Annotated in this window: 11 protein-coding genes; 7 read left to right on the forward strand and 4 right to left on the reverse strand. The window is 37.3% G+C overall.

The window, feature by feature from the left end:
- The first annotated feature begins 3 nt into the window (after positions 1–3).
- On the forward strand, positions 4–1,677 hold the full coding sequence (gene menD / locus ABJH98_RS08645; protein ID WP_348307263.1) for a 2-succinyl-5-enolpyruvyl-6-hydroxy-3-cyclohexene-1-carboxylic-acid synthase: 1,674 nt from the start codon (positions 4–6) through the stop codon (positions 1,675–1,677).
- Positions 1,678–1,720: 43 nt separating this feature from the next.
- Positions 1,721–2,263, forward strand: coding sequence for a DUF4136 domain-containing protein (locus ABJH98_RS08650; RefSeq protein WP_348307264.1), 543 nt, complete (start codon positions 1,721–1,723; stop codon positions 2,261–2,263).
- Here the strand turns inward: ABJH98_RS08650 and ABJH98_RS08655 are convergent.
- Positions 2,247–3,425: a C40 family peptidase gene (locus ABJH98_RS08655; RefSeq protein ID WP_348307265.1), complete on the reverse strand. Its 1,179-nt coding sequence runs from the start codon at positions 3,423–3,425 to the stop codon at positions 2,247–2,249. The genes ABJH98_RS08650 and ABJH98_RS08655 overlap by 17 nt on opposite strands.
- Before the next feature lie 147 nt (positions 3,426–3,572).
- Between ABJH98_RS08655 and hisS the strand changes: the two genes are divergently transcribed.
- From hisS to ABJH98_RS08680, 5 genes are all read left to right on the forward strand, one after another.
- A complete protein-coding gene (hisS, locus tag ABJH98_RS08660; protein WP_348307947.1) occupies positions 3,573–4,949 on the forward strand; it encodes a histidine--tRNA ligase in 1,377 nt (458 codons plus the stop codon).
- A 109-nt stretch (positions 4,950–5,058) separates the two neighbouring features.
- Positions 5,059–6,906 (forward strand): gliding motility-associated C-terminal domain-containing protein, encoded by a 1,848-nt coding sequence (locus tag ABJH98_RS08665; protein WP_348307266.1) that lies wholly within the window; start codon positions 5,059–5,061, stop codon positions 6,904–6,906.
- Positions 6,907–6,910: 4 nt separating this feature from the next.
- Complete coding sequence (locus tag ABJH98_RS08670; protein WP_348307267.1) at positions 6,911–7,249, forward strand: YbaB/EbfC family nucleoid-associated protein; 339 nt, start codon at positions 6,911–6,913, stop codon at positions 7,247–7,249.
- Positions 7,242–8,258, forward strand: a complete 1,017-nt coding sequence (locus tag ABJH98_RS08675; RefSeq protein ID WP_348307268.1) for a glycosyltransferase family 2 protein — start codon at positions 7,242–7,244, stop codon at positions 8,256–8,258. Before ABJH98_RS08670 ends, ABJH98_RS08675 begins: the two co-directional genes overlap by 8 nt.
- Before the next feature lie 2 nt (positions 8,259–8,260).
- Entirely contained in the window at positions 8,261–9,274 is a 1,014-nt protein-coding gene (locus ABJH98_RS08680; protein WP_348307269.1) for a DNA repair exonuclease, read from the forward strand.
- On the opposite strand, the gene ABJH98_RS08685 is transcribed toward ABJH98_RS08680, so the two are convergent.
- The 3 genes from ABJH98_RS08685 to ABJH98_RS08695 form a co-directional block, all read right to left on the reverse strand.
- On the reverse strand, positions 9,271–10,731 hold the full coding sequence (locus ABJH98_RS08685) for a DUF5723 family protein (protein ID WP_348307270.1): 1,461 nt from the start codon (positions 10,729–10,731) through the stop codon (positions 9,271–9,273). The two genes, ABJH98_RS08680 and ABJH98_RS08685, sit on opposite strands and share 4 nt — an antisense overlap.
- On the reverse strand, positions 10,724–12,328 hold the full coding sequence (locus tag ABJH98_RS08690) for a hypothetical protein (protein WP_348307271.1): 1,605 nt from the start codon (positions 12,326–12,328) through the stop codon (positions 10,724–10,726). The genes ABJH98_RS08685 and ABJH98_RS08690 overlap by 8 nt, the downstream gene beginning before the upstream one ends.
- Positions 12,329–12,793: 465 nt before the next feature.
- Positions 12,794–13,768 (reverse strand): NADPH:quinone oxidoreductase family protein, encoded by a 975-nt coding sequence (locus ABJH98_RS08695; protein ID WP_348307272.1) that lies wholly within the window; start codon positions 13,766–13,768, stop codon positions 12,794–12,796.
- Between the last annotated feature and the right edge of the window lie 5 nt (positions 13,769–13,773).

Here is a 13,773-nt window from a genome sequence, read left to right on the forward strand (position 1 = left end):
TACATGAATCTTCAATCTGTATTTGATCTCACTCAAATTTGCCACTTAAAAGGCATCAAACATGCTGTAATTTCTCCTGGGTCTCGCAATGCAGCCTTGACCATTGCTTTTGCCAGACATCCTGAGATTAAATGTTTTAGCGTTCCAGATGAACGATCTGCCGCATTTATTGCATTAGGCATGAGTTTGAAAACTCAAATTCCAACCGTTTTAATTTGTACTTCTGGCTCTGCCGCTTTGAATTATGCGCCAGCGGTTGCGGAAGCCTATTTCAATCAAATACCACTACTCATCTTATCTGCAGATCGACCACCTGAATGGATAGGTCAACGTGATGGTCAGACCATTTTTCAGGAAAATCTTTTTGGCAAGCATGTTAAACAAGCCTTCGTTTTTCCTTCTCTCTTGGATGACAAAAATTCAGTCAAACTAGGACACCAGAGTATTAGTAGTGCTATTGATATTTCGCTGACTGATGAGCCAGGACCAGTACATATCAACGTCCCCTTCAGAGAACCATTTTATCCTACAACTGCTGATGAATATAAATTCGACACGAGTTTATCCACCACAGAAAGAAAACCAGAATCTTTAATTGATTGGAAACAGGAACTTGACGTATTAAACCAATACAAGAAGGTTTTGATTGTTGCAGGACAGGAACGAAAGGATGTTGAAATAAATCAATTATTGAGTCAAACATCAGCTGAATATCAGATTCCAATAGTGGCTGACATTATCTCAAATGCTCATGAAGTTGATCGTGTGATTACGAGTCAGGATGTATTCTTAAAAAACCTTGAAAATACCGATTTGCAGCCAGACTTACTTATCACACTAGGTATGTCTGTCATAAGTAAGAATCTAAAGCTCTATTTACGCCAGCAAAAACCAAAGGCTCACTGGCATATTAGAAATGAGACCTATGCCCCAAATACTTACTTATCGCTTACCAAACACTTCAAAATAAATTCACGACATTTTTTAACTGAAATCAAGAATCGATGCTCTGTCAGTAATGATCAGAAAAACTATTATCAAGCATGGCAGCATATTGATACCACCACTAAAAGTCATATTCAACAATTTAACAACTCAACTTTCTCTGATCTCATTGCATACAAAAAAGTCCTCAATTCTTTGCCCTCTGGGTCTGATCTGCATTTAGCCAATAGTATGGCTGTCAGATATGCCAATGTCATTGGGTTGAATCACAATCAAGACATAGAAGTTTATTGCAATAGAGGCACTAGTGGTATTGATGGATCCAATAGCACGGCCATTGGCACGGCGCTGATGACCGATAAAACTACCTTTCTGTTGACTGGTGACATGGCATTTCTTTACGATCGTAACGCCTTTTGGCACAATCATCTACCAGAAAATCTGAGTATTGTGGTTTTCAACAATCATGGTGGTGGCATTTTCAGAATGATCGAAGGACCTTCGCAACAGCCAGAGCTCGAAGAATTTTTTGAAACCCGACAGCAGAAAGATGCCAAATTTTTGGCCAAAGAGTTTGGGTATGAATATTTGCCCTGCCATTCAATTCAAGATTTGGAACACCATTTGATGGTTTTTGTAAAAGGTGAAAAGAGAAGAATATTAGAAATTTTTACAGACGCAGAAGAAAGTAAGCAGACTTTCAAAGAATTATTTAGGAATTTACCTAAATGAACCGTTAACATTAATTCAAATACCTGAACCAGACACAGCTTTAATGTATAAAATATTTACTTGGATAGTTGTTTTGATACTTTTTCAAACTTGCGCACCACCCAAGGTGATCAAGTTTTTGAATGATGATCTGGACTATAGTAAGTACCTAACGTATCGCCTTATCTATTACAAAAGTGATGACAAGTCATTTTCATCCGAAGGAATGGCCTTTTATTCAGAAATAGAAATGGCGATTGATCAAAATATGATAGCCAAAGGTTACAAACCAGCTGATCGGCCTGACTTGATTGCTAGATATGAAATCATATCAACTACCGTTACTGAAACCAATACTCGAAATTATGATCCCTACGGATACAATAGCTACTACATACCTCAAAATGCAAAAAAGCATACCGAAGGTATTGTGCTCATTGAGCTAAGAGATCGCAGGCAAAAGAAGCTTGTTTGGCAAGGAAGTTTGGATTTGAAATCCACTATGAAGGGAGAAGTCAATCAAACCATATTACAATCGATCAACCGAATATTTGAGACCTACCCTTATCAAGCGGGTTCTAATGAGCGTATTATTTCTGAGAAGTAATACTGGACTTCAGATTCACAATATTTCCTTCCACCTTATCAAGGTATCTCCTACTCCCTAAGTAGCGGTTTTTGTTAAACTCATCGTAATTTGGAGAAGAAGGATCGATGGAGCTGATTCGGACTCTTTTTGAGGCGTGAATAAATTCATTGTTTTCTAACCAAATACCAACATGAGTGGTTCGCTGTTTGGTTGAGTCTGTTGCAGGCTTACCGAAAAATAGCAAATCACCTTTCTGTAACCCTTCAAATTTCAATTCAGTGTCTATTTCGAGACCAGCATTTATTTGTTGAGAAGCATCTCTTGGTATTACCAATCCATTCATAAAATAAACCGTTTTGGTGAACCCACTACAATCCATCCCTTTAGAAGATGTGCCTCCCCATAAATATGGAACACCCATTAACAACCGTGCATATGTTTCAATCAATACTCCAGAGGGTTCCATCATCGCCAACCATTCTCCATAATTCATCGCTTGGTTTTTATTGACTTCCCCAATCCTACCATCAGGAAAACGTACAACGAATGAAGTATCACTTTCACTCACCAATTCTAAAACATTTCCAAGAATCAAATCAGAAACTACATAGCGCTTGTCATCCGATACAACTGCATTGACATTAGTGATGATAACCTTATCTGAGTTTTCCCAATCTGCTAACCCTTCTGCTGACTTCAATTCTACCCCACCATGATCAACCCATGCGATATAATCATCTGGCGTTTGTACCAGATACCATTCTTGAGTTATTTTGAGCACCTTCAATACAGTACCCAAAGTAGCTTGTGTAGCTAGTTCAGATGAGTGCCTAGGCTTAGATCTCAAATTGGCTACAGAATTGTTTACTATGGCAAACCGATAAGGGTTAGTGGACTCGTCTGGCAATAGATTGATTTTATTATCAAAATCCTTAACCGAGAGTTTATTAATTAAAATTTCTAAAGCCTCTGGCTGATCAGTCTCTCCAGTTAGAACCAATCTGTCATTTTCGATCCCAGCTTCGACCTTAAATATCGCTACCCGACCATCTGGTGCATATTGTGTTTTCAGGCTATCAATTAGTGCAACAACCTCGTTGGGTATTATTGTTCGTGTATTTTGCTGACAAGCACATAGGATTAAAACAAGAATGGCTGGGATGAGTAGTCGATTAATCATAATTTTTAAAAGAATTGGATAGCTGCTAATCTATAAAACTATTATTTCTTGATCTGACAAATTCTGTTTTATCGAAATAATTCAATTAAATAGATTATTACATTGTTTTGAAGAGGGTCGATTCATAGTTTTGCTTCAAATAATAAAATTCAAATGCAGAAGCCTTCCATCCCTAGAGGAACACGTGATTTTGGTCCATTACAAATGGCCAAAAGAAACTACATTTTCAATACCATTCGTGAAGTATACGAACGCTACGGCTTTGCTCAGTTGGAAACCCCAACCATGGAAAATCTATCTGTGCTTACAGGTAAATATGGAGATGAAGGTGATCAACTGCTTTTTAAAGTATTGAACTCTGGTGATTTTTTATCAAAAACTCAAGAAGAAGATTATGCAGCAGGAAGCAAAACTATGCTTCCTAAGATTTCAGAAAAAGGTCTTAGATATGATTTGACGGTGCCTTTTGCCAGATATGTCGTGATGCATCGAAATGAAATATCATTCCCTTTCAAAAGATATCAGATTCAGCCAGTATGGAGAGCAGATCGGCCACAAAGAGGCAGGTATAGAGAATTTTATCAGTGCGATGCAGATGTAGTAGGTACAGACTCCTTGCTATGTGAGGCGGAAATTATAGCAATGATCAATGAAGTATTCACCGGATTGAAGCTTCCTGATTTCACCATCAAACTTAACAATAGAAAAATATTGGTGGGTATTACTGAAGTGATCGGTGCTGAAGGCAAAGAAGCTGACTTCTGCGTAGCGATAGACAAGTTGGATAAAATTGGGCTCGAAAAAGTCAATGAGGAGTTGATACAAAGAGGGTTTACCCAAGAAAATATCGACCTATTGAAACCTGTGTTTGAATTTGAAGGCTCAATCGGTGAGAAATTGGTTTTCTTGAAGGATTATTTTGGCGCAAGCGAAACTGGCATGCAAGGTGTGAACGAAACTGAAGAAATTTTAAGCTACTTAGATTCTTATCAACTAAAAAACGATCATCTAGAATTGGATCTGACTCTAGCACGTGGTCTCTCCTACTATACCGGATCTATCTTCGAAGTGAAAGCTAATGGAGTGCAAATAGGTAGCATAACTGGTGGAGGTCGCTATGATAACCTGACAGGTGTATTTGGACTAAAGGATGTCTCAGGCGTAGGAATATCATTTGGTGTGGATAGAATCTATGATGTGCTTGAAGAATTGAACTTATACCCTGAGTCTACAGCTACTCAAGTACAAGTCATGATTGTCAATTTTGGGGAAGAAATGATGGGCAAAGGAATAGCCTTGTTGCAAGAGTTGAGAAAAGAAGGAATTAGAGCTGAATCGTATCCTGACTCAGCTAAGATGAAGAAACAAATGTCTTATGCTAATAATCTTAATATTCCATTCGTTGTGCTCATAGGCGAAGATGAAATCGCCGCTGGTAACTATACCCTGAAAAATATGGTCGACGGAGAACAAGCTTCTTACAAAATCAATGATCTTATTTCTAAAATCAAGAATAGTCACTAGATTGATAACTTTTAATTGACAGTTCGTCATACCCAACAAGTAGACAATCAAATTGAAACCTCTCCACCATATATTAATCCTCATTTTGTGCCTGTACAGCCAGTTCGCTATGGCACAACATACGAGTATAAAAGGCAGGTTTGATATAGATTATATCAAAGGGTGTACAGGTATGACCATCAATGTAACCCCCAATATCACTTCTGCCGTTCAGTTTTTCTATGAAGGGTTCGATGGTAGTGGTGGTGATAATACTGACTTTACTTACACTTATACAACTGCTGGTGACTACTACGTAACCATGGGGTCTAATGACTTTGACGCAGAGGATAGACTAGATTCAATTTTAGTAGAAGTAAAAGAACCACAACTTCCGGAATTCACTATCCATAACTGTGCCTCTCACAATGTCCGAGTAGAAATTGAAGATGAGTACTATGACAGCTATTTCGTAGAATTCACTACAACTGACAATGAAGAAGTGGATCCTCTATCTTTTTCATCTGCCTATAACTACGGTACACAAAACACTTATAGAATTGACGTTTCAGGCAGATTCACTGACGCAAATAATTCAACCTGTGGTACAGATAACGAGGCTTTCAACAGTATCAATTCTATCACGAATCCTGTATTAACTTCAGTGGAAACAACCAACGAAGCCTCAGATGGTGAAATTCAACTTGGTTTTACCTTAGGAGATGATATTATTTATAATCTAGAGAGCTCAACAAATGGAACCGAGAACTTTGAGTTTGGGTCTATTATCACAGGTGCTACTGCAGTCATATCAGAAATAAATACTCAAGATGATTTTTACTGCTACCAAATCAACACTTATGATGCCTGCAACGAAGTGGCTATACTTTCAGATATTATTTGTTCGGTTTATTTTGATGTAAATGGCACTGATCAGGCCAATACCATCAGTTGGCAGACTGATACAGTAGAAGCTGAATCCTATAATATTATTAGAGACGGAGATTTATTAGTGAATATTACCAATTCATCTATTGTAAGTTACGATGATAGCCAAGTGATATGCAACAAAGAATATGTGTATAATGTTCAGCCCATTTTCGCATCTGGTTCTTCAGTTTCTGTAGATACAGCAGTTATTGCCAATAAATCTGCTGAACTCCCGGCAGTAAGCTATCCCGCATCTACAGTCAATATTGAGAATGATGTAGAACTCACCTGGGGGCCACCTGACACGGGCGAAATACCTTTTAGAAGGTATATCATTGAGAGAAATATAAGAGATCGATCCTGGAGGTATTATGATTCTTCGGAAGACACCACTTTTGTTGACACCGAAGCAAACTTCATTGGACAACATGCCTACAGAATAAGGTATGATGACGACTGTGGCAACCTCTCTACTCCTTCACCTTCTACCATCCCCATGATTATTCAGCAAGGAGGAACAAGAGGAAAAGAAGTGGATTATAGTTGGAGTAAATATGAAACTTGGATTGATGGCATTAGAAATTACACTATTGAGCGACTTGACGAGGCTGGTACAGTGATTGAAGAATTTCCAGTTTTTAGCGGTCGGGAAAAAGCTGTGACTTTTTCTACCAATGATTCTGAAAACAAGTACATAAGAGTACGTGCTGAATCGTTGAATGTAATTCCGGAATTTTCTTATTCGAATATTATCTTGACAGAGCTAAACACTACTATGTTTTTGCCCAATGTTTTCACGCCAGACAATGATGGACTGAACGATCGATTTGTAGCCAAAGGCCCAAAAGTCTTTAATTTTGAGCTGGAAGTCTATAGCAGGTGGGGCGCTCTGATTTTTACGACAACGGATAATTTTAATGGCTGGGATGGCAGAATAAATGATAAAGAAGCACCAGAAGGTACTTATATCTATAAAATATATTTTGAAGATGCTGAAGGTCGAAAATATGACCAATCAGGATCGATGTTACTCATGAGAAAAGGATAGTGATATGTTTGATATGATGAAAATGATGGGAAAAGTGAAAGAGGTTCAAGAAAAAATGAAAGAAGCTCAAAGCACACTATCTCAAATAGAAGTAGAAGGTGAATCAGGTGCCGGTTTAATAAAGGCCACTGTAAATGGACAAAAGAAGGTGATCAAAGTCACAATAGATGATTCTCTGGTCAATTCTGCTGATAAGGAAATCGTACAAGATTTGATAGTTGCAGCCATAAATAAAGCAATGGAAGAAGCTGACCTATTGGCCAAAGAGCATATTCAAAAGCAGACGGAAGGCATGATGCCCAATATCCCAGGATTCGATCTAGGCAATATGTTTAATGGCTAAAACAGCCATAGTCATATTAAACTATAATGGCGCTCAGTTTTTAGAGCAATTCTTGCCATCAGTTATTCAATACAGTAAAGAGGCAGAAGTGATTCTTGTAGACAATGCTTCTACAGATGAATCCCTTTTATTTTTAAGAAAGAACTATCCAGCTCTTAGAGTCATAGTATTTGAAGAAAACTTAGGATATACTGGAGGGTACAACGAAGCCATCAATAAACTTGACTATGAATACTGTATTCTACTCAATTCTGATATAGAAGTAACTCCCAACTGGATAGTACCTATAATAAACTTCATGGATGAGCATCCAGCAGTTGCTGCTTGTCAGCCAAAGGTTCTCGATTTTAATCAAAAGCAATATTTTGAATATGCAGGGGCGGCTGGTGGATATTTGGATTTTATGGGTTTCCCCTATTGCCGTGGTCGAATTTTCGAAACGCTCGAAGAAGATCAGAATCAGTATAATACTATTCAAAAAGTGGATTGGGCGACAGGTGCTTGCTTGTTTGTAAGAACGGCAGACTTCAAAGCAGCTGGAGGGTTTGATACAGATTTTTTTGCCCACATGGAAGAAATCGATTTATGCTGGCGCTTTCGCTCCATGGGCAAATCACTTTATTGTATTCCTGATAGCACAGTGTATCATGTAGGTGGTGGAACGCTTAACAAAATCAACCCTAGAAAAACATATCTTAACTTCAGGAATAATCTCTCTCTTTTGTGTAAAAATGAAAGAGTTATTAGCTTGTTCTGGAAATTACCTTTTAAACTAACACTAGATTGGGCTGCTGCACTAAAATTTGGGATGGATCAATCTTGGAATCACAGCTGGGCTATCTGCAAGGCACATCTTGATTTCATTCTTCTACTACCCAAAAACATTAGAAAACGAAGAATTATAAGAAAGCATGCCGTCAACAAAGTTCGGAACTCTCCATTCCTTTTACCGTATCAATACTTCGTCAAGGGACGAAAAACCTTTGATAATCTTCATCAAAACAAATAAATGTGACAGCTGAAAACATCAGCATTTTACTTTTCTCTGACACTCATATTGGGTTCGATCATCCGTCTTCCAATAAGCCCACTAAAAATCGAAGAAGAGGTTTTGATTTTTTCGAAAATTTAAAATTAGTCATAGACCAAGCCATAAATCAGAAAGTTGATTATGTCATTCACTGTGGAGATGTCTTTGAAAAGCAAAAAGTTCCCGCATTTTTAGTTGATCAGACTTATGAGCAATTTCTTAGATTAGCAACTGCGGAGATCAAACTTTTTATCGTACCTGGCAACCACGAAAAGTCAGTACTCCCGTCTTCAATTTTCCTAAACCACCCCAACATCCATGTTTTTGATCATGCATCAACATACAATTTACCACAGCTATCCATTTCGGGTTTTCCATATTACAAAGGAGACATCAGATCACTTTTCCCCAAATACAGGAACACACTAGAAAAAAGTATACATAAAAATGACTTTAATATTTTATGCGTCCATCATGCTATAGATGGAGTAAAAGCGGGAATTAATCATTTTGAATTTGCGAATAGAAAGGACACCCTTAATATAGATGACTTGCCTGGGAAGTTCGATTTGATCTTGGCTGGGCATATACATAAGCATCAAGTGATGTATGCTCAATCATCTGAAAATAAAAGGGTGCCTATTATTTATAGCGGTTCTACCGAACGGACCATGTTCGATGAAATAAATGAAGTAAAAGGATATCACACCTTCAAAATAAGTGGTAAGACCTTTGAGCATAATTTTCATAAGATTGAAACTCGACCCATGTATAGCATTGATTTGAGTACAGAATCTTTAACGGCAGATGATCTAATCATTTTTTTGACTGACCATATGAAATCCTATGAAAAGGATGCAATTGTTCAATTAATCTCCAAAGACGAAAACCTGCTCTACAATCTATCCAACTTGAGAACAAAAGGTTTTTTTCCTGAAACCATGAATATATCCATATCTGGTTTTTCGAGCTTGCACAAACGAAAATGGGATTAGTCTATCTCTTCTAAATGATCTAAATCATATTCATCAGGAAACGGACTGAACTTTTTCTTGGATTTCTTTTCTTTCGGTTGATAATCTATCTCATTACTCAAATCATCTTTCTGGATTTTCTTCTCAGAACGGCGACCAAACAATAGATTTATTCCGACTCGGACATTAAGATTTTGCATATTCCGAACATCATTAAACCCTATGGTATTATCTACAGAGGTGTACAATTGAACAATGCCCAACCTTGCAGCAAACCCTCCCCCTACAGCAATACCCTGCTTTGGTTTTCTAGATACTGTCGTAGAAACAGTCAATAAGCGGCTCACTTTATGCGTGTAACCTATTCCATACGTAAAGCTTTGACTACCTAAGTCATTTCTTGTCATTATTGTTCCCGTCACCGTGCCTTTTGGAATTACTTGATATGAACCAGATACAAATACTCTTGTATTCAGTTTAGATTTAAAACTACCTTCTCGGATTTCATTATAATCAAATAACTGCGTCAGTGTATCTTTTAATGATTCGCCAATATCATCAAAATCACTTAAATCCAATCCACCAAAAGTTGCCTCGGACTCCATCAATTCGTAATTCACCACCTCTTCTTTCCAAGTGATACTACCAATATCATTTACCGCTAGCGCGACATTTAACTTAGGAGAAATCTGAAAATCTGCTCCTATATCCATGCCATACCCAGTGTTATCATTGGACATCAGGTAGCTGGCATTATCCATTGATTCAATTCCGGCAGTTCTTAATACTGCTTGATTTGAACTAACAGTTACGGAATAATTGTCCTCATCCGTCATTAATCTAATTGAAGCATCTTCATCCACTTCGGCCTGAACAAACCCTTGAAGATATTTTAATTTCATACCTATTCGAAGCTTTTTACTTCCACCGATCATTAACTGATGCGTGTATCCAACACCATACTCTCGATAGTAAGTTCCTTGCCCTCTTAGGTTATTTTCTTCCACTTCTTGCCCTAAATATTCACCGTTTCCGTTGAGTAAATACTCCATTAACTGCTTCGGATAATACAACCTACTCTTCACTCTTTCATTCACAAAAACCTGCAATGCACTCGTCCTCCCAATATGAAACCCAACTTGTAATAAAGTAACAGATCCATCAAATGACATTCGATCTCCATCTTTTAAGTTAGACAGCAGCTTGTTTGAACTAAATTCAACAGAATCAGTACCGTCAATAGATGCAAAAACATCATCGTAAGAAATACTATTATTAAAATTGGTACTCACTCCAGAGATCACGGGTAATGAAATATAAAAATCTGCGTCTGGAAAAAAAACAGGGTTGTAGATACTACTTTGAGGAGTGATTTCACCCAAATGATAAAAAGTCAGATCACTTTGTCCTTTTGCCGAATGTACCAATCCTAAAATTGTGATCAACAATATCGATAGTCGTTGTTTAATTTTATTCATCAAGATCAATAGTTAATTCACCCTCAATTGACAATTCGATATTCAATTTATAATCAGCATATAGTTTTACATAGCGGTCTTTACTCGATTCGAAAGTGGTGAGGTTTGCAATTGCGAATATTGTATTTGCATTTAACAAAGCATCGATGGCCTCGGCGTCTAAATTTATTTCCGAGGTAGAAACTTCTGGTGTTGCTGTTTTACCACTTGCGTCTAGTTCAGGTGATTCTATAATTGCAGCATCCGTCATTGTATATAAAACATCACCGCCTTTATCAACAAACTCAAGATCAATACTTCCTGTAAAGGGTATCTCATTTGTAGCTACGATATTGAATATAATTTTCTCCGCCTGCTTGATATCTGACAAGTTCATTTCAAAATCAAAATCAACTGCGAATCCATCCATTTGAAATTGTAATGGAATTTCGATTACACTTATAACCTCGATTTGACTTTCACTCAATAAGAAATTGTTATCTCGCGTACTACTTATTGGATTTGGCACACCAGAAATATCAAAATCAATCTTGATAGGCGTGGAATTAAGTAATTCGTTGATGTTACTATTTTGTTTATTAAGTTCAACAGTATCACTTTTCACTTCACCTTCTTCACTTGGAGAAGAAACAAAGCCATCAATACCGGGAGAAGTATTTTCACTAAAAATAACCACACTGTTATCTGATGAAACTGCCTTTATTTCATCAAAAGACAACTCAAAATCCATCCCAAATGAATTATTGGTTATGAGCAATATTTTTGGATCTTCAAATTTTAAACCATCCCCAGAAAATTCTTCAAATGCAGAAATGCCAATCGATTGACTTTGAAGTTCAATTGGATCATTCCCAAAATAACCGTAGATTTTTGAAAAGGTAGGATCATTGAATGCCAAATTGAAAGTCATTTTATGACTAGGTAAGATCTCTGTTCCTTCTTCAAATGAGATTGTTCCTGTCACATGCACAGCAAATTCATTTTCATCAAGTGCATTCTTATAAAATTTTGATTTTAAACCATTAAGTGGTCTTGAGTAAGTATCAGTCACAGCTCCACCTGCGAATACTAATTCTTGAGTTTGAGTTAAGTCTTCGTTGGTTTCTACAATTCGGGTACCTTCAATCACCCATGTATAATCTATATCTCCTTTGAAAGAAGACTCCATAAAAAAATCCAGAGTACCAGAACTATAAAATAATGAATCAATCTCTTCTCCATTGTTAGCAGGAAAAGAAAAAACAAAAGTCTCTTCTATATTTATTTTGTAATCTATTGGAGTGGATGGAACATCCTCCGCTGGAGCAAATTCTTCTACATTGCTGACAGAACTAATGGCTATTAAAGATTCGGTATCATCATATATTGTACTGTCTCTAAAGAGAATGGACATGGATTGGTCGCTATCATCTACATCTAAAGATTCTTGATCTAAGTCTTCTAGTAATTCCAATACTGTGTATTCAGCATTGCCTAGGTTCAATACAAGGTGTGTGGAATGAGTGCCTAGTTTTTCTTTACCTAACTCGTCTATTTGACAAGAGGACAAAAGGCACATGTAGGACAAGACGGATGCCCCTAAAAAATACTTTCTCATAGTCTTAAAAAGGTCGAGCGCAATATTACCCTACCATTGATTAAGAAGTCATATTTTTAATTCAAAAAACTAACTGCAATTGAACTTTTTCGATGAATGATTGTATTCATAGGATAATTCAGGCGGTTTTATAGGATTAAAACATGAATTTACAAAATTGAATTATTATCTAGTTATTCAAATATTGTTTGAGAATTGTTGATTTAAAATTGGTGTGGTTGATTTTGCCTCTCGAATTGATTATTTTAGTTAAATCAAAATTTCAAATGCAACCAACTTAACATTTGAATTAATCCGTTTTTCAAATTCCATTCTGCTTTCAAGGTTGATGAAAAATTAGCTTTGGAACATCAATCTGAAGAAGTAGAACAAGAAAAAAAGAGTCGCTCATTGAGTGGCTCTTTTGCTATTAGATTTCATCTGATTAGCATTGATCACCTCCTTTTTCCAAAACTATTGTTTTTATTAAGGCTCAAAAATGATCTTGCCTTTCACTTTTTTACTTGTCAATTCAGCCATAGCCTCGGCCACTTTTTCCAAAGGATATTTTTTATGAATTTGAGCTTCTACTTTACCTTCTTCCAACCACTGAACAATGGTTTTAAAATTCTCAGCATTCACATGAGGTTCATTTCTAAAAAAACCTCCCCAGAACACACCAACTATTGAACAACCCTTGAGCAAAGGCAAATTGAGAGGAATTTTCGGAATATCACCTGCTGCAAAACCAACCACAAGATGTCTGCCCTTCCAAGCGATAGCTCGAAGTGCCTGTTCAGTATATTTATCGCCTATTGGGTCATAAATCACATCTACTCCCTTACCATCTGTCAACGCTTTGGCTTGAGCCTTTAAGTCTTCAGTGCTATAGTTGATAGTCAAGTCTGCTCCTATGGATTTGCAGTACGTTAATTTTTCATCCGTACTAGCCGCTGCAATCACCTTGGCACCCAGTGCTTTCCCTATCTGAATAGCCGCTGTTCCAACACCACCTGCTGCTCCTAACACCAGCAAGGTCTCTCCAGCTTTCAATTCTGCACGATTCACAAGAGCATGGTACGAGGTACCAAAAGTCATCATGGTAGATGCCGCTTGATCAAAACTAATACTATCAGGCAATGGGAAAACATTAGTCGCTTTGCCTCTAACTTCTTCTGCAAAACCACCCCAGCCAGTACCTGCCATAACCCGGTCCCCAATTTTTAAATGAGTAACACCTTCTCCTAGACTTTTAACAACACCGGCTACCTCACCACCAGGTGAAAATGGCATGTCGGGCTGAAATTGATACTTTCCTTCAATAATTAGCGTGTCTGGAAAATTTAAACCACTGGCCTTCACCACTATAATTACCTCTCCTTTATCTGGGATAAGAGCATCTATTTCTTTGATGACTAAATTTTGAGGAGGTCCATAAGACTCACAAAGCACTGCTTTCATAACAT

It is taken from the genome of Reichenbachiella sp. (assembly GCF_039969095.1).
Lineage (GTDB): Bacteria > Bacteroidota > Bacteroidia > Cytophagales > Cyclobacteriaceae > Reichenbachiella.